Source organism: Shouchella miscanthi (genome assembly GCF_007725405.1).
Taxonomy (GTDB): Bacteria; Bacillota; Bacilli; order Bacillales; family Bacillaceae_D; genus Shouchella; species Shouchella hunanensis.
Map to the genome: position 1 here is coordinate 335,961 of NZ_CP042163.1, position 22,852 is coordinate 358,812.

General features: G+C 39.1%; 21 protein-coding genes and 1 pseudogene. 12 read left to right on the top strand and 10 right to left on the bottom strand.

Annotated features, from left to right (window positions below; all coding sequences use genetic code 11):
* Nucleotides 1–110 precede the first annotated feature (110 nt).
* Nucleotides 111–1,274: a YbfB/YjiJ family MFS transporter gene (locus FPV17_RS01785; RefSeq protein WP_186370701.1), complete on the bottom strand. Its 1,164-nt coding sequence runs from the start codon at nt 1,272–1,274 to the stop codon at nt 111–113.
* 118 nt (nt 1,275–1,392) lie between these two features.
* Here FPV17_RS01785 and FPV17_RS01790 point away from each other — a divergent pair, with 118 nt between their 5' ends.
* Nucleotides 1,393–2,256 (top strand): LysR family transcriptional regulator, encoded by an 864-nt coding sequence (locus tag FPV17_RS01790; RefSeq protein ID WP_144557625.1) that lies wholly within the window; start codon nt 1,393–1,395, stop codon nt 2,254–2,256.
* 235 nt (nt 2,257–2,491) lie between these two features.
* On the opposite strand, the gene FPV17_RS01795 is transcribed toward FPV17_RS01790, so the two are convergent.
* From FPV17_RS01795 to FPV17_RS01805, 3 genes are all read right to left on the bottom strand, one after another.
* Entirely contained in the window at nt 2,492–2,815 is a 324-nt protein-coding gene (locus tag FPV17_RS01795; protein WP_060704268.1) for a 2Fe-2S iron-sulfur cluster-binding protein, read from the bottom strand.
* A gap of 364 nt (nt 2,816–3,179) precedes the next feature.
* On the bottom strand, nt 3,180–3,368 hold the full coding sequence (locus tag FPV17_RS01800) for a hypothetical protein (protein WP_144557627.1): 189 nt from the start codon (nt 3,366–3,368) through the stop codon (nt 3,180–3,182).
* Nucleotides 3,369–3,405: 37 nt separating this feature from the next.
* Nucleotides 3,406–3,594, bottom strand: a complete 189-nt coding sequence (locus FPV17_RS01805; protein ID WP_035392987.1) for a hypothetical protein — start codon at nt 3,592–3,594, stop codon at nt 3,406–3,408.
* A gap of 205 nt (nt 3,595–3,799) precedes the next feature.
* Between FPV17_RS01805 and glsA the strand changes: the two genes are divergently transcribed.
* Complete coding sequence (gene glsA / locus FPV17_RS01810; RefSeq protein WP_144557629.1) at nt 3,800–4,729, top strand: glutaminase A; 930 nt, start codon at nt 3,800–3,802, stop codon at nt 4,727–4,729.
* A 137-nt stretch (nt 4,730–4,866) separates the two neighbouring features.
* On the opposite strand, the pseudogene FPV17_RS01815 reads toward glsA, so the two are convergent.
* Nucleotides 4,867–5,753, bottom strand: a pseudogene (locus tag FPV17_RS01815) (DMT family transporter).
* A gap of 557 nt (nt 5,754–6,310) precedes the next feature.
* The gene (locus FPV17_RS01820; RefSeq protein WP_144557631.1) at nt 6,311–7,162 is read right to left on the bottom strand and encodes an SDR family NAD(P)-dependent oxidoreductase; all 852 of its coding nucleotides are present in this window, start codon (nt 7,160–7,162) and stop codon (nt 6,311–6,313) included.
* A gap of 415 nt (nt 7,163–7,577) precedes the next feature.
* Between FPV17_RS01820 and FPV17_RS01825 the strand changes: the two genes are divergently transcribed.
* Together FPV17_RS01825 and FPV17_RS01830 are read left to right on the top strand one after the other, a co-directional pair.
* Nucleotides 7,578–8,036, top strand: a complete 459-nt coding sequence (locus FPV17_RS01825) for a GNAT family N-acetyltransferase (RefSeq protein WP_035393019.1) — start codon at nt 7,578–7,580, stop codon at nt 8,034–8,036.
* A 224-nt stretch (nt 8,037–8,260) separates the two neighbouring features.
* Nucleotides 8,261–9,244 (top strand): aldo/keto reductase, encoded by a 984-nt coding sequence (locus FPV17_RS01830; protein ID WP_144557633.1) that lies wholly within the window; start codon nt 8,261–8,263, stop codon nt 9,242–9,244.
* Between the two features lie 230 nt (nt 9,245–9,474).
* On the opposite strand, the gene FPV17_RS01835 is transcribed toward FPV17_RS01830, so the two are convergent.
* Nucleotides 9,475–10,155: a type 1 glutamine amidotransferase domain-containing protein gene (locus FPV17_RS01835; protein WP_035392983.1), complete on the bottom strand. Its 681-nt coding sequence runs from the start codon at nt 10,153–10,155 to the stop codon at nt 9,475–9,477.
* An 82-nt stretch (nt 10,156–10,237) separates the two neighbouring features.
* Between FPV17_RS01835 and FPV17_RS01840 the strand changes: the two genes are divergently transcribed.
* Nucleotides 10,238–10,639 carry a MerR family transcriptional regulator gene (locus tag FPV17_RS01840; RefSeq protein ID WP_144557635.1) on the top strand — a complete coding sequence of 134 codons (402 nt, stop codon included), beginning with the start codon at nt 10,238–10,240 and terminating at the stop codon, nt 10,637–10,639.
* Between the two features lie 247 nt (nt 10,640–10,886).
* On the opposite strand, the gene FPV17_RS01845 is transcribed toward FPV17_RS01840, so the two are convergent.
* Complete coding sequence (locus FPV17_RS01845; protein WP_144557637.1) at nt 10,887–11,585, bottom strand: TetR/AcrR family transcriptional regulator; 699 nt, start codon at nt 11,583–11,585, stop codon at nt 10,887–10,889.
* Nucleotides 11,586–11,617: 32 nt separating this feature from the next.
* Nucleotides 11,618–12,781, bottom strand: a complete 1,164-nt coding sequence (locus FPV17_RS01850) for an FAD-dependent oxidoreductase (protein ID WP_144557639.1) — start codon at nt 12,779–12,781, stop codon at nt 11,618–11,620.
* 243 nt (nt 12,782–13,024) lie between these two features.
* Here FPV17_RS01850 and FPV17_RS01855 point away from each other — a divergent pair, with 243 nt between their 5' ends.
* From FPV17_RS01855 to FPV17_RS01865, 3 genes are all read left to right on the top strand, one after another.
* Nucleotides 13,025–13,699 (top strand): response regulator transcription factor, encoded by a 675-nt coding sequence (locus FPV17_RS01855; protein WP_035392979.1) that lies wholly within the window; start codon nt 13,025–13,027, stop codon nt 13,697–13,699.
* A complete protein-coding gene (locus FPV17_RS01860) occupies nt 13,696–15,075 on the top strand; it encodes a sensor histidine kinase (RefSeq protein ID WP_144557641.1) in 1,380 nt (459 codons plus the stop codon). The genes FPV17_RS01855 and FPV17_RS01860 overlap by 4 nt, the downstream gene beginning before the upstream one ends.
* A 172-nt stretch (nt 15,076–15,247) precedes the next feature.
* Complete coding sequence (locus FPV17_RS01865) at nt 15,248–16,231, top strand: alpha/beta hydrolase (protein WP_060704260.1); 984 nt, start codon at nt 15,248–15,250, stop codon at nt 16,229–16,231.
* A 411-nt stretch (nt 16,232–16,642) separates the two neighbouring features.
* Here the strand turns inward: FPV17_RS01865 and FPV17_RS01875 are convergent, their stop codons facing one another.
* Complete coding sequence (locus FPV17_RS01875) at nt 16,643–17,392, bottom strand: DeoR/GlpR family DNA-binding transcription regulator (RefSeq protein WP_144557643.1); 750 nt, start codon at nt 17,390–17,392, stop codon at nt 16,643–16,645.
* A gap of 235 nt (nt 17,393–17,627) precedes the next feature.
* On the opposite strand from FPV17_RS01875, the gene FPV17_RS01880 reads away from it, so the two are divergent.
* From FPV17_RS01880 to iolD, 4 genes are read left to right on the top strand one after another with little or no spacing between them, the layout of a single operon-like run.
* Nucleotides 17,628–19,094 carry a CoA-acylating methylmalonate-semialdehyde dehydrogenase gene (locus tag FPV17_RS01880; protein WP_035393018.1) on the top strand — a complete coding sequence of 489 codons (1,467 nt, stop codon included), beginning with the start codon at nt 17,628–17,630 and terminating at the stop codon, nt 19,092–19,094.
* A gap of 9 nt (nt 19,095–19,103) precedes the next feature.
* Entirely contained in the window at nt 19,104–19,928 is an 825-nt protein-coding gene (iolB, locus tag FPV17_RS01885) for a 5-deoxy-glucuronate isomerase (RefSeq protein WP_144557645.1), read from the top strand.
* 1 nt (nt 19,929) lies between these two features.
* Nucleotides 19,930–20,916, top strand: coding sequence for a 5-dehydro-2-deoxygluconokinase (gene iolC / locus FPV17_RS01890; RefSeq protein ID WP_144557647.1), 987 nt, complete (start codon nt 19,930–19,932; stop codon nt 20,914–20,916).
* A gap of 17 nt (nt 20,917–20,933) precedes the next feature.
* On the top strand, nt 20,934–22,844 hold the full coding sequence (gene iolD, locus FPV17_RS01895; protein ID WP_144557649.1) for a 3D-(3,5/4)-trihydroxycyclohexane-1,2-dione acylhydrolase (decyclizing): 1,911 nt from the start codon (nt 20,934–20,936) through the stop codon (nt 22,842–22,844).
* Nucleotides 22,845–22,852 lie beyond the last annotated feature (8 nt).

A 22,852-nucleotide genomic window follows, 5' to 3' on the forward strand; every position in this document is an offset into this window, starting at 1 on the left:
AATGTAAGGTGCATAGTCAGGTATTTATTTTCTAATTCGGCCTGTTGTTGTTGCGGGGGTTTCACACAGGTATAGAAGCCAGTTCTATGGCCGATGTTCTTCTTTAATCTTTATTTAAATCCAGAATGAGAAGGAACCTCGGATCTAAATGAGACAGTTACTACGATAAACGATAGCACTAAAGCAAAACCAGCTAAAAGAAAAGAAAATTGGAAATGTATGAACTCAATAAATATACCGGCAACAGAAGGTCCTATAATTTGCCCGAAAGCGTAAATCACGGTTAATCCACTCACGAGATTTTTACTACCTTTAAATTGCTTACTTATACTCATAGTAAGAGTTATAATTCCTAAAAATGTTGCTCCAAAAAGGAATGCTGAAACGATTATTAAAAGTAAATGTTGTGATAACACTGGTATGAAGACTGATAGGATTTGAATAAAGTATGCGTATTTTAATGCTCTTGAATCTGATATTTTCTTTCCAAGCCAAGACCAGATGATACAGGATGGAATCGCTCCTAGACCTACAACTGCCCATACATAAGAGGCTTCTAAAGAAAAGCTATTGTGCGTCAGTAGCCCAGTAATGAAAGTGGCATAGATAATGTATCCAAACCCTTCAAACAAATAGGATAAATAAAGGGCAGTCTTTTTTTTCTTCCCTTGATACTTATACTGAGGCTGTACTGAAAAGGTCATCTGTGTCTTATTGTGTGCCATCTTTTTCACTATGAGTGTGATGACAACTGTCAAAAGTAGACTAATGAAGCCAAAGAATAGCCAAGTAAATGACCAGTTAACAGAATTGGTGGTGAAAGGTGTAAAGGTTCCAGTTAACAAAATGCCAAAACCGACACCACTATATAAATAGCCAGCGTATTGAGTTTTGTTTTGTTGAACTAAACGGCCTAAAACAAGATTGGTGGCTAATACGAAAATGAAACCGCTACTAATACCTGATAAAAATCTAAGCAAAATCCACATGAAATGGTCATCAAATAGTCCCATTAGTACGGTTGTTAGGGCATTTATAAATAATAAAAGAATGACTGCTTTACTTGTAGGCTGGACTTTTCTGGATACAAATGCTCCTATAAAATATCCAATATAGTTCCAAGTTGCTAACATTCCTAATGCTGAAAAAGATTGGCTTGTGTCAACCTCCATATAAGGAAGTATCGGGGTATAGAGAAATCGTCCAATACCAATGACGATAGTAAGGCTAAAAAAACCAATAACGATTAAACGAAGGGTTTCTCTGTTATTCAAATGTGTCCCCACCTATCAAAACGTTTTATTGCTTCAGTTTACTCTACTTGTGGTATCATTAATAATGTTTTTATTTCATATTAGAGTTCAAAAAAAATGATAAGAGAGGGGTCATGAGTTGAGAATTGATGATTTAAGAACATTTGTTGAAGTATCAAAGCATAGTAGTATGTCGAAAGCTGCTGAAGTTTTTAATGTCGGTCAATCAAATGTCACAATGAAAATGAAACGGTTGGAAGCGTATTATCAGTCTAATCTTTTCGTGCGTACCCCTCACGGTGTAAGACTTACGAACGAAGGTAAAGTTTTGTATGAACGAACGGTTACGATGTTGCATTACTGGGAACAAACAAATGAAATGATGAGCAAGAAAGAAGTGTTTAAAGAATTATTTATTGGGTCAATGGAAACGACAGCAGCCATAAGGCTTCCATCTCTTTTAGCGGAGGTCTATCGTATGTATCCTAATGTAATGATCAACTTGGAAACAGGAACGACGGAACAGGTTTTAAACAAATTAATGAGTTATGAAATAGACGCTGGATTTATCGCAGGGCCAGTTAAACAGTCAGGCGTTAAAGGTTTTCCATTCTTCAAAGAAGAAATGGTTTTACTTACATCAAAGGATTTAGGGGAGAGGCTTGATTCTACTTTTATACAGTTAGAAGGTCAGAATATGCTCACCTTTAAGACAGGGTGTTCCTATCGACGGTTGTTAGAAACATTCTTATATGACCATGCGCTTACTACTACTCGGAAAATGGAATTCGGATCAATTGAGGCCATCATTGGTTGTGTGAAAAATGGAATGGGTATTTCCATTTTGCCTTATTCTGTAGTGGAAAATCATAACAATGTTACTTTAACGGCCTTACCTTCAAAATATAGTATGGTTGAGACATATTTTGTCTATCGAGAAAATGAATGGCTGTCACTATATGATGTGATTGAGAATTTCGGAAAAAATGATAAGGACGGTTGATCAAAAAGTCCGTGCACAAAACAAAGAACGGTAATTTTCTAGTATAGAGTTTCAGTAGTGTGTGTAAACCGTGATTGATTTTTAAAGAAGAACGACTTATGAATGAATTAGTACCATTATTAATTGATCAAAAACAAGGAGAGTAGCGGTTTCATGTGGCTCCTTGACTTGACTCGATGGTTCAAGACTTAATCAACAAGAGCTGATGCCTAAGCATCAGCTCTTGTTTTGGGTGTCATTCCTCTGGTCGAGTACCAGGGTCCATTTGTTCGCTTGTTGCTGTTCGCAAAGGCTTCACTTTTAAATCTTTCTCAATACGAATTTGGCAGGATAGGCGTAAATGTTCGGCTGTAATCCCTTTTTTCTCTCGGGCAGCAGCTTCTAATTCGCCAATTGGACCAGCATCACCGTCAACAATTTCACAGAGACACGTCGTACAGCGTGCTTTCCCGCCACAGCGGTGAAGGATATCAACGCCGTTATCCTCTAGAGCAAGAACAAGTTTCTTCCCTTGTTCCGCACGGAAGCTGTGATAGCCCTCAGCATGAATCATTGGCATCGTGTTCATTCCCTTCTACATACAGGCTCTTTATAAGTTTAGCATGAAAGTGAAGGAAGTAGAACGATGTTTCTAAGAGGAGAGAAGGCGTAGGTGTGTTGTGCTGCGTAACACAATAGGATTTAGCTGTTTTCATAGTTGTATAAGAAAATGATGCTGGTGAACAGAACAAAGAGTGGCACAAAAAAGATGGGTAAAGAGCCAAGAATGGTATAAAAATCGGAACGGAAAAGGAATAGTAGAGATAATAGAAGAGAAGTGATGCTCACTAATCAAAAGAAATAATGTGTGGAGGTAGTCCATTTTTTGACTAACAGGTAGATGGCCATGATGGCAAATCCACTTAACAAGTAGAGAAGACTGGTCATATAATCGTTTCAGCATTCACAATGGCCCTTTCCCCTATATGTGCCATTACTTTAGTCCAGAAATAAAGAAATGGCAGAAAAACGAGTATATGTACACATGCTGTTTTTTTCTTGCCTAAATAGAGCAGAAGAATGGGACTTAATAAGAAGAGGCCAATAAGGATGGTTGAAAATAGACTTTCCAAGTATAGGCCTCCTTATAGAGAAGTATGTATAGGCCGTTTATTCAAGGCCATAATGGACGAGTAGCTGTGTCTCGAGATGTTCTGCTTGTTCAAAAGGAAGTACGTTACGCTTTTTACGAACATATTCTTCAATAGCGCGCAAGTATGCAGATAATTCGCTTGTAGCGGTTGGCAAAAACTGTTGTGCACGTTCTTCAACTGCTTGTAAATCTTCTGCTGTATACATGATCTTCACTCCTAAGAGATTTCTTATCTCTAGTTTATGGCAGAAGAGGTCCCATAACTAGTTAAGAGCTGTTAAAGATTACGTAAAACTGTCTTAACAGATTGAAAAGTAGCGGAGGAAAGGTCTTGGATGTTTCAAATCAAGCTTTTCGTGGGATAGCGGATAAAATAGGTGAAATGATATAGAGAAAGAGGGAGTGGTTGCGATGCTGTGCCAATCGAATGATGAATTACAGTTATTAGTGAATCAAGCAAGAGAGGTAATTGAGGATGGAAACGTAGCAGACTATATACCAGCACTTGCCAAAGCAGAACAGAACAAATTGTCTGTAGCATTATTCTATCCAGATGGGCGGCTCTATTCTGCAGGGGATACAAGTGAGAATTTTACTTTGCAAAGCATCTCAAAGGTGCTAGCCTTAGCCCTTGCGTTAATTGATCATGGAGAAGAGTATGTGTTCCAACGTGTCGGAAAAGAGCCGACAGGAGATCCGTTTAATTCAATTGCGAAGTTGGAAACAAATAAGCCGTCTAAACCGTTAAATCCGATGATCAATGCAGGCGCCCTTGCCGTTACTCATATGATAAAAGGAGAATCTGTTGGTCATCGTTTTGAACGGTTGCTTGAATTTATTCGTTGCTTATCAAGCAACGAGACCATATCGTACAATGAAGAAATTGCCAAATCTGAGTATGACACAGCGGATTTAAATCGCGCGCTTGCGTTCTTCATGAAACAGCATGATGTCATTACAGAAAACATTGAAGGCTTAATGGATCTTTATACGAAGCAATGCGCAATCGAAATGAATTGCAACGATTTAGCAAGAATCGGCTGTGTGTTGGCGATGGATGGACGTAACCCCGAAACAGATGAACAAATTATCCCTGTAGATGTCGCCCGTATTTGTAAAACGTTTATGGTGACATGTGGAATGTATAATGCATCGGGGGAGTTTGCGATTAATGTCGGTATTCCAGCAAAAAGTGGAGTAGCAGGAGGGATTATGGGTTCAATTCCTAAAAAATGTGGCATTGGCATATTTGGTCCATCCTTAGATGATAAGGGAAATTCAATTGCGGGCATTCGGTTGTTAGAAATGATGTCCAGGCAATATTCGTTATCGATGTTTTAAGCCAAGAGGAGGGAGAATAGCTATAACGATAAGCAATATCGACATTAAGTCTAAGGCTTTTTAATTTTATATCGCTAAACCGGGAACAATAAAAAACAAGAGAGACTCGTTCCTCTCTTGTTTTTTCCTTAATTAATCTAACCTTTTTCATGATCCTTGTCTTTTAGCACTAGCATGACACCAACCAAAATGAATAAGCAACCTATCCAAAATGTAATGGTGATCGTTTCCCCTAATAGGAACCATCCTAATAACGCTCCAACTACTGGTTGAAAGAAAAAGAAAATTCCTCCACTTGAAGCATTTAATAGGTGTAATCCGCGATTCCATAATAAAAACGCTATTGATGTCGAAATAACTCCTAAATATAAAAGACCACCGAGAATAACTGGGTCTTTAAAAACGTGGAAATCTAGTTCATGTAGTGTAGGCAAAACAATTGGCGTTAGGACTACCACTGCTATTAGCGTAGCATATGTTGTTACAACTATTTGTGAGTAATGACTTGGTAACAGTTTAATTAAGACTGACATTAGCGCCCATGTTAATGCTGCTAAGACTAATGTTAAACCACCAATCATACTAGAAAACTCAATACGATCTATCCCTACAATAGTAATAACCCCTATAGTTGCTAACAAAACAGAAATTGCTTTTTTTACTGTTAATCGTTCCTTTAAAATGAGGCTAGCAAAAACAACCATAAAAGCTGGGGTTGTCGCAGTAATAATAGCGCCCATTTGAGGGTCGAGAGCATCGTACCTGTTTCTTGAGCGACAATCGAAATGACATATCCTATCACTGCAATCAATAAAATAATAAGCAAGTGATTTTTTTTGATTCTCCATTTCTGTTTGGATATCAAGCCAATAATGACCAATGCCACAAGTGCGATGAGATATCTCAACCATACAAGCTCTAGTGGTGGAATGACGGCTACTAATAGTTTTACAACAACATACATTCCGCCCCAAATGCTTGATGCAAGTATAAGAAATAAAGAACCTGATAGTGATTTTTTCATTTTTTACCCTCCGAATAGTTTGACTCATTGATTTGAGCCTAACGGAGAGTGGTATTTCTCATTTGTATTCTCCCCATTAAGCCTTGGAGAATACAAATGGTACATCATTTTCAAAAAGCGGTTTATAAAACATGGAATTACCTCCTTTATTGAATACTGCCACCATAACACAGAATGTTAGTAAGATTATTAATAAAATATGCCTTTATCTTTTCGATATTCGCTTGAAGAGAAAAACCTTTGGGGCTTTAATAGGTGGAATGCTAGGGGAGATGTTTGCAACAGAAATACCCATTCTCATCTGTGGGGTTTCCATGATGCTATTTAGCCTTTCTTGGTTAAGTAGTTCTGCATTGCGTAAACTTCCAAGTATAGACCACGTTAAGCTTTTCCAAGAATCGAACGTTCAAGCATAGGCTTTATTCAGAAGTTGACAAATGGAACATGAGGACTTGTAGATGACAAAGTTTAGTTGAAGATTTGCGCTGCCCTTTACGTTTGTTTAAATAAAGCAGAGGACATTTCTAAATTGAAATGTCCTCTTAGTTGTAGTTCTTTTAATTCTCTGGGTGTGGAATGGCTTTTTCAGCAGAACGACTTACCGTTTCCCAATCTTTCCATGTCTTTACTTTACTCAATTCATGTTCAATGGCTGCATCAAAGACGTGACTCCCTAAAATGAGTCTTAAAGGTGGCTTCTCGTTATGAATCAGTTTTAGTAATGCAGTGGCGGCTTCCTTAGGGTGGCTATCTTTACTTTCATCGTTTTGTGTTTCTAAAAATTCTCGAACAGGATTATATCCTTCATGTATAGTAGTGAACTGCATGTTTGTATATAAATTTGTCCAATATCCACCTGGCTCTACAATAGATACATGAACCCCAAAATGAGAGACCTCTTGTGCTAATGCTTCACTAAAACCTTCTAATGCGAACTTACTTGCACTGTAGATTCCAGTCATTGGGCCAGCAAGAATGCCTCCTATACTCGATATTTGTATAATGTGACCAGACTTTTGTCTTCTTAGGTGAGGTAAAACAGCTTGGCTAACCCAAACGGCACCATAAAAATTAGTTTCGATTTGTTGTTTAATGTCACCCTCAGTAAATTCTTCAACCATTCCCAATACCATGTTACCGGCATTGTTTACCACTACATCAAGTTTACCAAAATGATTAATGGCTTCTTCAACAACCTCAAAAACAGATACCCGTTCAGTGATATCCAACTTAACAGATTTAAAGGTAGTTTTATACCTTTTTTCCAATTCTGTTAATGGCGCTATATTTCGAGCAACTCCGACTACTTTATCTCCTAAGCTAAGTGCTGCTTTCGTAAATTCAAGTCCTAATCCGCTACTTGCACCGGTGATAAACCAGACTCTTGGTGTTGATTTGGTTTGTTTCATTATTCATTCACTCCTCATTTATTCCTTCATCTTCATCATAAAAAGAAATAGAACAGTGTCTCTAAGACGTTCATTTTAGAGGGGAGGAAAGTCAATGTATATAAAAAAGAGCATGGGGGATAGACCACCACACTCTTCAATAATCGATTTAGAGATATAAATGGACAGACAATTTCCGCTAAACTCTGAAATGTAATCCAGAGCCACTGAACTATAAAGTTAGCTGTTCAATGCGCGGATAATTACGATCATCTATAATCCCTCCTTCATTTAGTTGTTTCATAATAGCTTATAAAATCGTACTAGTCAAATCGATGATTAACTTGATCCATCTGTGTAAATGAGGGTAACAATAGGATATAATAAGCAAAAAACGATCGTACACATGTATAGCCAAAGAAAGGGATGGATAGAAGTGAACGGTATTAAGCCAATAGATCAATTGAATCGTAATCGAGAAACTAAACTGCTACAAATATGGGAATCTGGTGTTAACGAAACACACAGCTTTTTATCGTCTTCAGATATAGAACAAATTAGACCTGATGTTCTGTTAGGCATAAGAAGCGTAGAACATCTTCTTTGTTTTTATAAGAATAGTCAGGTTGTAGGTTTTATTGGTGTTGACAATAAAAAAATAGAGATGCTATTTATTGATTCCGCAGTAATGGGAGAAGGAATAGGAAAGAAATTGCTGTCTTATGCAGTTGAAACGTTACACGCTACAGTAGTAGACGTTAATGAACAAAATACCCATGCGGTTCAGTTTTATAAACATATGGGATTTAAACAAATTCATCGTTCTGAACACGATGATAGAGGAAGACCTTTTCCCATACTAACGATGAAAATGGCAAGCTCAATCATTAGCTAGAGTCGTTTGTTCTATCCCTTCGAAATAGGTTTTATTTCAAAAAAACTTGTTAAACGAAGGCATTTTCTATTTAGTTATCGTATTTTGCATACACGAAAGTCTAAGTTAGTGTCTAGCTAAGACGTAGGAGGCTATTTTTAAAACACCTAATATTATGCAAATAGTTAGATAACGTTTAAACTAAGTAATAAGTTAAGTAAAACGTTAAGAAGGAGCTGAGGGAATTGCAATATAGACAATTGGGAGACACTGATTTAAAGATTAGTCAGCTAAGCTTTGGAACTTGGGCAATAGGTGGATCGTGGGGAAAGACGAATGACAAAGAATCTTTGAAAGCGCTTGAAACAGCAATGGATCATGGTGTGAATTTTTTTGATACGGCTGATGTATATGGGGACGGTCATAGCGAAGAGCTTCTTGCACAAGCAACGAAGGGGAAAGAAGATGATGTCTATATTGCCACAAAATTTTGTCGAGCAGGGGATATCTTTTCACCTGATACGTATTCTGCTGAGCGAGTGCGTTCATATTGTGAAAATAGCCTGAAACGTTTAAAGAGGGAGCGCTTGGATTTATACCAGATTCATTGTCCACCTCTTGACATTCTTAAGAATGGAGAAGTGTTTGCTGTACTTGATCAGCTTCAAGCTGAAGGAAAGATACGAAATTATGGAGTAAGTGTTGAAACCATAGAGGAAGGTCTATTATGTTTAGAAAATCCGAATGTGAAGGCACTGCAGGTTATCTTTAATCTTCTTAGACAAAAGCCCCTTGAGACACTATTACCGAAGGCAAAGGAGCGAGGAGTGGGAATTATTGCGAGAGTTCCTTTGGCAAGTGGACTTTTAACAGGCAAATTTATAAACACGCACACGTTTGAAAAAGACGACCACCGGAATTTTAATCGTGATGGGAATTCATTTAATGTTGGTGAAACGTTTGGTGGGATTGAATTCGAGAAGGGAGTCCAACTGGCTCAAAACCTATCTTGGATTAAAGATGGTCGTAAGCATCTTTCGAGTGCTGCGCTTCGCTGGATACTAGATCAAGAAGAGGTAACAACTGTAATACCTGGATTTAAAACTGTTGAGCAAGTAGAGAAAAATCTAGAGGCTATACATGAGCCTAAATTCACAGCCGAGGAATTGAAAAATCTGGCCGCGTTTTATAAGTCAGAAGTTGAGCAGCATATTCGAGGACCTTACTAAGTAATAATAAAAGATACATTTTAAACAGGAAAAAGTATTAGAAATGCTAAAAATGGTTGCCTAATTCATTCAAGTATATGACACAAAAACAACTGACTGATCATCGGTTGTTTTTGTGTATATTTTGACCTGAAAAGCTTTTAGTACAAACCTTTTAGCAGTACTGTACACGAAGTGAGCCGTTGAATACAGCTCCAATTAAGCATAAGATCGTTCGTTGCGCTAAAAAATTATTTTAGAAGTTGTTTGATGACAAGATCTGCCACAGGACCTCCTGAAGCTGGGTTTTGTCCTGTCACAAGACGACCGTCTTCTACTGCATAAGGTTCAAATGCGTTGGCTTTTTGGAAGTTTGCACCACGATTGATTAGCTCTGTTTCAGTTAAATATGGCACATATTGATCTAACTCCGCCATTTTCTCTTCTTCATTTGTAAACCCTGTCACGGTTTTACCCTCGACCAAGTACGCTCCATCAACTGTTTTAATATTTAAAAGCCCAACGGCTCCATGACAAACAGAGGATATGATCCCGCCATTAGAATAAATCGCTTGGCTAATTTGTTGAAGTTCTTCGTTTTCAGGAAAATCCCATATGGTTCCATGGCCACCTGCGTAATAAATTACTCCATAATCATTAGCATTTATTTCGCTCGGTTTAAGTGTACTTCCTAAACGTTTCATGAAATCTGGATTTTGATAGTATTTCCAATCTATCTCCTCTGCTTCAGCAAGGCTATGTGGATCAATTGGTGTATAACCACCTAACGGGCTAACATAATCAACTTCATAACCAGCTTGCTCCACTTTATCGACAAAGTGAACTGCTTCACCTAACCATAACCCGGTTGCTCGGTTTAACCCTGGATATTTTGGATGGCTACTAACAACTACTAATATTTTTTTGGACACAAATACCACTCCTTTTTAATGATGAATCGATTATACTAGTTAAAGTTAACTTTAAGTCAAGAACAAAGGGTGGTAGAACATTTTGGCAACTTACACTATGTCTGAAATTGTTGAAATAGTTGGTTTAACAGCCTCAACACTTCGATATTACGAAAGTGAAAAATTAATTCCGAAAATTAAAAGAAACTCATCTGGACGAAGGTATTATAGCGATACAGACGTACAGTGGATTCTTTTTATTAAAGCATTACGGAATACAGAAATGCCAATTGAGCAGATTAAAAAATACGTTTTGCTGTTTAAACAAGGGAATGAAACTATACATGAAAGAAAGATGTTTATTGAAGCACACACTAATAAGGTTGAAAAAGAAATTGAGGAAAAAGTGAATAACTTAGAAACGTTGAAGAAAAAACTGAAGTATTACGAACTCATGGACAAAAGGAAACAGAGATTAAATCGTAGAGCATTTGATCAAACTTAAAGGAGTTTACAATTCCTATTTACCCCGCTCAACTGTTGGAAACTGAGCGGGAATAGCGTTAGGATTTGTTTTTTTCAGGACAATACTCCTGCACAACTCGGAATGCTTATGTCTTACGTATGAAAAAAATTGCCTAATAATACAAGTAGATAACTTCTTTTTTAAGGTTGGAGTGTGCTAATTAACTGTTAATTTGCCCCAATTATTTCACAAAAAAAGCTTCGTTTCATTTTAAAGGCAAGCATCACTAAATAGTTCTTTTTTCTTGCTTCTCTGATGCAAAGAGTCCATTTAAAATAACCTTTAACCCCCATATTAATCGCTCATTCTTTGCTTTATCACCAGAAAATAAGTCATTCTTATACGCAAAAATAGCAGGGAATTGACTAGCATCTACTGATAATAGGGACTCTCTCATTGAATGAAATGATTTAAGGTCATTTTTTTTCCAAGAAGCATGTTCAAAACTTGAAGATACTACATACATCATTAAGGCGTCCATACCCCATGCTACAGTCATCGGCTTTAACCCGCTGAATGACAGTTGCTTAAGTAAATATTCCATTAGAACGATTGAATTTTTACCAAGTGGTACGGTGGTCATGGCCAGTTCAGCTACACCAGGATGTTGATATAACCTATCATGGTAAGATAACAATACTGCTATCAGGTTGTCTCGCCACGTTTTTTTACTTTCCGGATTATTGGGGAAGGTAATGTCAGACAGGCTGTAGTCTAACACATAAGAACACAATTCTTCTGAGTTTTTTACATAGACATATAAAGATGATGCACCAGTGTCAAGAGCTTTTGCCACTTTACGCATCGTCAGTCCGTTAATTCCTTCATTTGTAAGCAATAAGTAAGCTTCTTTAATAATACGTTCTTTGCTTAGTGGGTCTTTAGCCGGTCGAGAACGACGGCTAGAACGGTTGTCATTATTCATGCTACTCTCTACTCCTATATTACTAACATTTTTTATTCCTTAAAAGAATTCATTAACGCTCCTAATTTAGCTGCAGCATCTTCTGAAAAGAAAAGGTCCATATTCTCTTTTGTTTCTTTTGAAGCCTTTGCAGCCTTTGCAGCATAATCGAACATTTTCTTTTCATATTCTCTGATTGCTGTTTCTTGATTGTCAGTATTTATGATCGATAATGCGAGCTCTGCCCCGTCTAACATGGCTAGATTTGCACCTGCACCTGCAAATGGAGACATAAGATGTGCGGCATCTCCTATTAATGTCACGCCCTTTTTATTCTCCCACTTATGAGCTACTGGTAACATGTAGATTCGTCTTGGGGTAATTTCTTCATTAGCACAAATAATATATTGTTTGAGTTCATCAGACCAGTCTGAATATAAGTTTAACAATGTCTGCTTAGCGATCTCAGGTTCGTTATTCGATAGCTCTAACGTTTCTAAAAAGTTAGCTTCGGCTTTAAAACCTAAATAAATACGAATACGTCCATCACCATTCATTTGTGCAATGATTGTCTTATAATCACTTAAAGCATACACTGTACCTGGACCATTATGAGCAACGAGCTCAGGAAAAAGCTCCTCTGCATTTGTAATGTTCAATTCGACCATACTTATTCCAGAATACTTTGCTTTTTCATCACTTACTAAAGGTCGAATACGAGAGAAAGCCCCATCGGCCGCAATGATAAGATCAACAACATCGGTATGGCCATTCTCAAAATGAAGTTCATACTTCGTATCATCAATTGGTACCGCACCAGTACATGTATGACCCCATAAAATCGTATCGGATTGTAATGAATCCAGTAACAAATTCCTTAGTTCTGTTCTATCTACTTCTGGACGAGAGCCCCCTTCTGCTGTTGGTAATACATCACGATCTTCATGATAAATCTTTCCGTTCTTATCCAACGTCTTACTACTCTGACCTTCAAAGCGGCATACTTCATAAAATAAATCGAGCAAACCTGCTATTTTTAACGCCCTTTGCCCTGTGTGTGTTTCAAGGTCAAGTGTCCCACCTTGTGGACGTACATGTCTAGAAGCTTCCCCTTCGTATATTACAGGGGTATATCCTGCATTTTGTAAAATTTTTGCTAGTGTTAGTCCACCAAGTCCAGCGCCAATTATAGCAATCCGATGAGATAGGTTATTCATTTTCCTTCACTCCATATAGTGTAAGATTTGAAAAAGATTTTCTATAAAAAAGGAATCAAATAAGTTATACCACAACGAACACCGTTCGTAAAGAACGGTGTTCGTTGTGGCTGGTGATTTTTTGCCGTTCCAGGTTCTTTGGTCACCTGTTCCTTTTTTTTATAGGGCAGATGGGCAAGAATAGGGAGAGTTTATGTTTTATAGTATAATGGTTATAAATTGGGAAAGAGAAAGAGGAAACAGATGCCTACTATACTGGTTGCTGATGACGATGAGAACATTCGCGAACTCGTTTGTTTATTTCTGCGGAATGATGGATATACAATAGCCGAAGCAGCGGACGGAAAAGAAGCGTTAGACGTCTACGCCTCGACTGATGTGGATTTGGTTGTGCTCGATATTATGATGCCGGTCATGGATGGATGGACTTTATGCAAGGAGTTACGACGAGCAAACCCTAAATTGCCCTTGCTTATGCTGACGGCCAGAGGCGAAACATGGGAGAAAGTAAAAGGGTTTGAGCTTGGCACAGATGATTATTTGACGAAACCATTTGACCCGCTAGAGTTGATGGCTCGCGTTCAGGCGTTGCTGAAACGATATCGAATTGGGGTGACGCAGACGATCCAATTTGAAAACGTTACTCTTGACCGGCAGACATATAAAGTAACAAGAGGAACAGAATCCCTTACTTTGCCGTTGAAAGAGTTCGAATTGCTGTATAAGCTCGCTGAAACGCCGGGACAAGTTTATACTCGAGAGCAGTTAATTGATCAAATTTGGGGGATTGATTACACAGGCGATGAACGGACAATCGATGTCCACATCAAGCGCCTGCGTGAGAAGTTTGCAGACACACCTGATTTTCAACTGGAAACCGTCCGTGGTCTTGGTTACCGGCTTGGGGTGTATAAATGATCAGCTCCTTATATACACGAGTTGTTCTAATCTTTTTGTCCTCTGTTATTGGAGGGACGGTCATTGCGTTTTTTGTGGCAACGTGGATATTTGAAGAGCAATTAAACGAAAACCTGCAAATTACCTTGCTCGATTTTGGACAAGATATTGCTCAACTGTATGAGGCTTTTCCATTAGAAGAAGCGGATTCATTTGTTTCTGGAATGAAACAGCTCAACTCTTATCACATTCGAATCTATGAAGAAACTGGAGAACTCCAATCTTATGGATCATTTGATGAAGATAGTATTTCAAGGGTGACCAAGGAAGAGGTAGAGGAAGTACTATCGGGAGAACTGGTGCAAGTTCCAACAAACGGGATCAATCCGATTCGCTTAGGAATGCCATTGACCACGGAAGCGGGAACAAAAGCCATGTTTGTCGAATCTGTATCACCGTCTTCCTCTTCCTTTCTTGTGAAGTGGATTTTTTATTTCTTAGCTTTTTCCTTAATTTTTGGAAGTTTATTGGTTTTAATTGCTGCAAGGTTTTTGGTTAGGCCGATTAAAAAACTAACCGAAGCAACTAGACGGGTCGCAGGGGGAGATTTTAACGTCAAACTAACGATTAAGCAAAAAGGCGAGTTAGGCATACTGGCTCGCAGCTTTGAAGAAATGATGCGGGACTTACAGCAGCTTGAACAAATGCGAAAGGAATTTGTTTCCAATGTCTCGCACGAAGTCCAATCACCGCTTACCTCGATATCAGGTTATGCAGCAGCTCTGAAACAAGTGGACCTTGAGGCGGACAAGCGAAATCGTTATCTTGAGGTAATTATTGCCGAAGCGGGACGTATGTCGAAGATGAGTGACAGTCTGTTAAAACTAAGCTTACTCGAATCAAATTCGCAGCAGGTGCATCTGACCACGCTCAATCTTGATGAACAAATTAGGCGGGTTATCGTTGCCATTCAGCCGCAATGGTCAGCTCGTGACATTCGTTTTGAGCTGGATTTAAGAACGGTTGCGATAACGGCTGATCATGAACTGTTGAACCAAGTATGGACGAACCTCCTTGGCAATAGCATTAAGTTTTCTGAGGAGAACAGCACGATTGATGTCAGCATTCAACAAGATTCAAAAAACGTAACGGTTCGAGTATCTGATACAGGTATTGGTATTTCTCTTGAAGATCAGAAACGTATATTTGAACGCTTTTTTAAGGCTGATCGATCGCACAGCCTTAAGTATGGTGGAAGTGGTATGGGGCTTTCTATTGTGAAACAAATCGTCACGCTTCACCAAGGTGAGATTCGAGTAGAAAGTGAGCTTAACCGAGGAACAACGTTTATTGTCACGCTGCCTGTATCAATGGCTTCATCTAATCTAGGAACATAACTAGGATTATTTTACGCTTTCGACTACTCCTTTTTGCTGCAGCACCGTGTGAGGCTGTAGCTTTTTTACTTGTTCATATTCTGTTCATATTGGCGTCATTAAGAGTACATATTAATCGTATAAACTTTCATTAACGGATAAGAGTTGTACAACAAGATATCGACAGGAGAAGATGAAAGTGAAACAAAAAGAGACTGAAAGCAGAACAAGTAAAAAAACAAAGAAAGTGTTATCCATTCTTCTAAAAATAGTGGCAGCCATCATTCTAGTCATCGCCCTGTTCTTTGCAGTTGTTTTTATTATCAATCTGATCAGCAGTAAATTTGAGGAAGCCCAGATTGAATCGTATGGACAGCTTGTGCAAGTGGATGGCGAAACTATGAATGTGCTAATTGAGGGAGAGGGTGAAGAAACGATTGTTCTTCTCCCAGGCTATGGAACAGCTGCGCCTGCTCTTGATTTTAAACCGCTTATCGAAGAGCTTGCTCCATTTTATAAAGTCGTTGTTGTCGAACCTTTTGGCTATGGATTAAGTGATCATACAGATAAAGAAAGAACGACAGAAAACATTGTCTTTGAAATCCATGAAGCGCTGCAAAGTCTAGATATTGATGAGTACATTTTAATGGGGCACTCCATTGCCGGCATTTATGGACTCAATTATGTGAACAAATACGAAGATGAAGTACAAGCGTTTGTTGGTATTGATACGAGCGTACCAACACAAGGTGGGATGGACGAGGAACTTCCAATCAGTACCTTTCACTTCCTGAGAAAATCTGGTTTAGGCAGACTGGTCATTAACCTAGGTGATGACCCATACGAAACACTGCCTTTTGATGAAGAAACAAAAGAACAGATGAGATTGATCACACACAAAAATTTGTTTAACGCGAGCAATTTGAATGAAATGAAGCATTTTAGTTCAAATTTTAAGGAGGCACAATCATTGGCTTTCCCTGATGAACTTCCGTTGCTCCTCTTTATACAAGCGGATAATTCAGACGTGGAAGGATGGATTCCACTACATGAAGAGCAAGTAGAGAATTCCTTGCATGGCAAGACGATGCTAATTGATGCAGACCATTATTTGCACCATACGAAATCAAAGGAAATGGTTGATACCATGAGAGTATTTTTAGGAGAAACAGAATAAAGAGAGAGGGGACTTTAGCTCTCGTTCATCTATGCACGGTAAAGAGTGATTACGATAATATGTACTCACTTTGTTGACCGTAGTTAAAAGTGGTAACTGTAGTAGAGGAGGGCCTGTATTTAGGAGGGCTGTAAGGGGACACCGTGTTGTCTTGCCCATTAATGTTTCACGTGGTCATTGCTTTTTTGCCAACATGAAATGGAAAGCTAATACGATAATTCAAACCCTCATGATGATTCTGACGATTACTTTGGTTATACGGAGAAATTCGGTAACCATGGTGGGCAAGGTGAATATGTAACAGCGTGTGTCTACTGCAAAGCTCCGTTCAAGATGAAGCGTTTAAGTGTATTGAAAAAAGCGGTGAACCTTAAAGGTTCATCGCTTTTTAGTTGTTACTTAAACGATTAATTAAACTGTGTGTATCGCGATATTTTCTTCATGACAGAATGCTTCATATGATTCATCTAATGGGGCAGATGTGATAATGTGGTCCAATCGGGACAAAGGAGCATATGTAAGCATAGTTGACTTACCGAACTTTGAAGCATCGGCTAATAGAAAAAGCTCATTTTCTTTCTGTACAATGCTTTTTTTCACTTCGTATTCATGAAGGTCTGCGTTGGTTAACCCTTTAGAAATACTAGCTCCAGTACAAGCCATAAACGCTTTGTCTACATTATACTTATTAAGCGAAAAACCACTCATACTAACGAATGAACGTGTTTTGACCTGATAATGGTTCCCTAATACAAATAGTTCAATGTTCTCTTTTTCAGACACAGCGTTGATGACGTCTAAATTATTGGTCAGAATTGTAATAAACTTATCATCAGGAAAGTTATCAAACATCCATTTCGTTGTGGTACCTGAGTCAATGTAAACAAAGTCTTGATCTTCTATAAAGGATGCTGCGTGTAAAGCGATCCGGACTTTTTCATCGTTATAGACATGGTGGCGGTTTTGAAATGGAATTAACGGTTTATCCGTTGCAGTAACTCCCCCGTATACTTTTTCAATGACCCCTTTTTCTGTCAAACGATTAATATCCCGTCGAACTGTATTTTTAGATACGTCGAAACGGTTGCATAAATCGTCAATGGAGACTGTACCGTTTGCAAGAATGTAATTTTCCATTTCTTGAATTCTAACTAACTTCATTCTATTACTCCCTACATCGCAAATTCTTATTTCATACTATACCACTATACTCAAAATATAATCAACACCTATATTTGTAAGCGGATTCAAAAGAAAATATTCAGGTAAAATATTGACACATATCCAAAATGTTATTAATATATAACCAATAAGTAACCAATATTTTTATGTTCGCTTATAATGTAAGCGATTACCAATATGTTTAATAGGTGGAGGGATTGTTGTGGCAGAAACAATAAGTAAGGTACGCACATTAAAAAACTACATAAATGGAAAATGGGTCGACAGTTTGACCACAGAATATGAGGAAGTGGTTAATCCGGCGACGAAGGAAGTTCTCTGTAGAGTGCCACTTTCAACAAAACAAGAGCTTCATTATGCAGCCGAAATTGCGAGGGATGCTTTTAAGGCGTGGTCAAATGTTGCTGTACCTCGTCGTGCACGTGTGCTTTTTTCCTTTCAACAGCTATTGCAACAACATAAAGAAGAATTAGCTCAACTCATTACAATGGAAAATGGCAAGAATTTAACAGAAGCTCGTGGTGAAGTACAGCGTGGGATTGAGAACGTTGAATTTGCTGCTAGTGCTCCTTCACTTATGATGGGGGATTCGTTGCCTGCCATTGCTACAAACGTAGAGGCGAGTAATTATCGTTATCCAATAGGTGTTGTTGGCGGTATTACACCGTTTAATTTCCCGATGATGGTGCCTTGTTGGATGTTTCCAATGGCGATTGCTCTTGGGAATACATTTATTCTAAAACCATCAGAGCGTACACCTTTGCTTGTCGAAAAATTTGCAGACTTGCTAAAGGAAGCTGGTCTACCTGATGGTGTGTTTAATATCGTTTACGGCGCCCATGATGTGGTAAACGGTATTCTTGATCACCCAGAAATTAAAGCGGTTTCCTTCGTTGGATCGAAACCAGTTGGAGAGTATGTCTATAAACGAGGTAGCGAAAATTTGAAACGTGTGCAAGCGCTAACAGGAGCGAATAATCATACAGTTGTTTTAGGGGATGCGGACCTTGATACAGCAGTGAATGATATTGTTGGTGCGGCTTTCGGTTCTGCCGGTGAACGTTGTATGGCCTGCGCGGTTGTGACGGTTGAAGAGGTTATTGCAGATGAATTTATTGCTCGTTTAAAGGAAAAAACAGATAACTTGGAAATGGGAAATGGGCTTGATGATGGTGTTTTCTTGGGTCCTGTCATTCGTGAAGAGAATAAAAAGAGAACCATTTCCTATATTGAAGCCGGGGTTGAAGAGGGGGCAACACTGCTTACAGATGGAAGGGATCGATTGAGTGATGACGGTTACTTTGTTGGTCCAACAATCTTTGACCACGTTACAACTGATATGAAGATCTGGAGAGATGAAATTTTTGCGCCTGTACTTTCGATTGTCCGTGTGAAGCATCTTAAAGAAGCGATAGCGACTGCAAATCAATCAGAGTTTGCGAACGGTGCTTGTATCTTTACGAAAGATGCGCAAGCAATCCGTTATTTCCGTGAAAATATTGATGCAGGAATGTTAGGAGTAAACCTCGGTGTTCCAGCTCCTATGGCGTTCTTTCCATTTTCAGGGTGGAAATCATCTTTCTTTGGAACGCTTCATGCAAATGGAAAAGATAGCGTTGATTTTTATACACGTAAGAAAGTTGTAACAGCGCGTCTTGTTGACCCTGTTTTTGAAGATTAGGAGGTTCGTATGGCTAAATTATTACGGAAACCAAAACGAAACCCTTTATCGAAAGGAGTATGCATCGTTCATGATGTAAAAGAGGGAAACACCCCTCTAGAATATGTAGGTTTTTCTGTTATTGACTTAGATAAAGGTGCGGTTTTTGAAGAAATGTTAACAGATCAAGAGTGCTGTGCAGTGATTTTAACTGGAAAAGCCACAGTGACAGCAGGTGAGCAGACGTTTGAATCTCTTGGAACAAGAGAAACTGTATTTGAAAAAGTACCAACAGATAGTGTCTATATTACAAAAGAAGAAACGTATCGTATACAAGCAGAGACGGATACGCGGGTTGCGCTATGTTATGCGCCTGGGCTGACAAAACGTCCTAACCGTTTGCTTTCTGCTAAAGATATTCAACCAGAGCATAGAGGAATAAAAATGAATCAACGGTCTGTGCATAATATATTGCCTGATTCACTAGATGTGGCGGACTCGTTATTGGTTGTTGAAGTGTATACAGAGAGTGGGAACTTTTCGAGTTATCCTCCACACAAGCATGACCAAGACAATTTACCGTATGAGTCGCTTTTAGAAGAAACGTACTACCATGAACAAGATCCACCTCAAGGCTTTGTGTTCCAACGTGTCTATACGGATGATCGTAGTCTTGATGAAAGCATGGCCGTTGAAAATGAAGATGTTGTACTCGTACCAGCAGGCTATCACCCAGTTGGGGTTCCAGATGGCTATACTTCGTATTATTTAAATGTAATGGCAGGTCCTAAACGGATATGGAAATTTCATAATGATCCAGCACATGAATGGATCTTAGATCGTGAGGATTCATAATATGACAATGACGTTTTCAACAGATAAACGATTTGACTTAATTGCAGTTGGGCGCGCGTGTATCGATTTAAATGCTACAGAGTACAATCGTCCGATGGAAGAAACAATGACGTTCTCGAAGTATGTTGGTGGGTCACCTGCAAATATTGCCATTGGTTCATCAAAACTAGGGTTAAAGACAGGGTTTATTGGAAAAGTGTCTGACGATCAACACGGTCGTTTTATTCAATCCTATATGGAAAAAGTCGGCGTCGACACTTCACAGATGGTGAAAGATACAGAGGGCCATAAGTCAGGATTAACGTTTACGGAAATTAAAAGCCCTAAAGAGTGTAGTATTCTAATGTATCGTACCGATGTCGCGGATTTAAACCTTCGTCCAGAAGACGTATCAGAAGGGTATATCGCTCAAGCAAAAATACTTCTTATTTCTGGAACGGCACTGGCAAAGAGTCCTTCCCGAGAAGCGGTTTTTCAAGCAGTTGATTATGCAAAACGACAAAATGTTCCGATTGCCTTTGAATTAGATTACCGTCCCTATACGTGGCAATCAGAGGAGGAAACGTCCGTCTATTATAAATGGGCAGCTGAACAGTCTACTATTGTCATTGGTACCCGGGATGAATACAACATTCTTGAGAATTCTGAAGGCAACTCTGATGAGCAAACAGCAGAAGCGCTTCTTTCATCACGAGCTGAGCTGGTTATCATCAAGCATGGTGTAGACGGTTCTATTGCATTCGAAGAAGATGGCACGATTACCCATGCAAAGGCATATCCTTCGAATGTGTTGAAAACATTTGGAGCAGGAGATTCTTATGCATCTGCATTCCTTTACGCATTATTGAATGGAAACTCTGTCAGAGAGGCGTTGCAGTTTGGTGGTGCATCCGCAGCAATCGTTGTAAGCAAGCATAGCTCTTCAGAAGCAATGCCTACGGTTGAGGAAATTAAAGCACTCTTGGCACAGCACGAGCAGAGTGTGTAAAAGGAGGTTGTGAGATCATGGCAGAAACAATTCGTTTGACAACAGGGCAAGCACTTGTGAAATTTTTAAACAACCAATTCATTTCAGTAGATGGGAAAGAGGCGCACTTTGTTGAAGGCATATTTAACATTTTTGGTCACGGCAATGTGCTAGGAATTGGTCAAGCACTTGAACAAGACGCTGGCCATCTCAAAGTCATTCAAGGAAAAAACGAACAAGGAATGGCACATGCAGCCATCGCCTATTCAAAACAAATGCTTAGAAAGAAAATTTATGCTGTTACCACTTCTGTTGGTCCGGGAGCTGCTAACTTAGTAGCTGCGGCTGGAACGGCTTTAGCGAATAATATCCCAGTCCTGCTACTTCCAGCTGATACGTTTGCAACGCGGCAGCCTGATCCCGTCCTGCAACAGTTCGAGCAAGAATATAGTGCAGCAATTACTACAAATGATGCATTGAAACCGGTATCTCGCTACTGGGATCGTGTGGTTCGACCAGAACAACTAATGAGTAGCCTACTTCGAGCATTTGAAGTGATGACAGACCCAGCAAAAGCGGGTCCGGCCACGATTTGTATCGCCCAAGATGTCGAAGGAGAAGCGTACGATTACCCAACATCTTTTTTTGAAAAAAGAGTACATTATGTGGATCGATATGAACCTACTTCTCGTGAGCTTAATCAGGCTGTTCAATTAATACGTAAGAGCAGAAAACCTCTTATTATTATTGGGGGTGGGGCAAAGTATTCAGAAGCCCGAGAAGAGTTAGTCGCTTTTTCCGAAACATACCGAATTCCTATGGTTGAAACACAAGCCGGTAAATCGACCGTTGAAAGCAATCACCCGTTTAATTTAGGTGGTGTTGGTGTTACCGGTACAAAACCAGCGAATCTCGCAGCAAAAGAAGCGGATTTAGTCATTGGAGTAGGAACACGATACACGGATTTTACATCTTCATCCAAAACAGCTTTCTCTTTTAACAACGCATCATTCCTAAACATTAATATTAGTCGGATGCATGCATATAAGATGGACGCTGTACAAGTCGTAGCAGATGCGAGAGTAACGTTATCAATTCTTTTTGGAGAATTAACCGGCTATAGAAGTAAGCATATTTCTATCGATTCTTGGAAACATGAATGGCTTCAGGAAAGAGAGCGATTGTCGTCTATCTCATTTGATCGTGAAGCGTTTAAACCTGAAATTGAGGGACAGTTTTCGCAACAATTATTAAATGAGTATGCAGATACATTAGATACCGAATTTCCACAAACAACTGCTTTAACGGCACTTAATAAAGCACTATCTAAAGATGCAGTAATCGTTTGTGCTGCTGGATCTCTGCCTGGAGACCTTCAACGTTTGTGGGATACGGAAACACCAAATACATATCATCTAGAGTATGGCTACTCTTGTATGGGTTACGAAATTGCAGGAGGTTTTGGTGCGAAGTTAGCTGAACCCGAAAAAGAAGTCTATTCGCTCGTAGGTGACGGCAGTTTTCTTATGATGCATTCGGAGTTTGTAACAGCCATTCAGTATGGTTATAAATTAAATGTTGTCTTATTTGATAACGCTGGATTCGGCTGTATAAGTAATTTACAAATGGATCATGGTAGCGGTAGTCATGGTTGTGAATTTCGCACACATAGAGGCGACATCATGAACATTGATTACGCCAAAATTGCCGAAGCATATGGCGCAAAAGTCTATCGGGTATCGTCAGTGGAACATCTTCAAAAAGCAGTGGAGGATGCAAAGTGTCAAGAGGTTTCCACTCTTATTGAAATCAAAGTTCTCCCAAAAACAATGACAGATGGGTACGAGAGCTGGTGGAATGTAGGTGTCGCAGAAACCTCAAATGTAACGGCTGTGCAGCGTGCACATCAAAAACACCAAACGAAATTATATGCAGCAAAGCTCTATTAAGGGGAGAT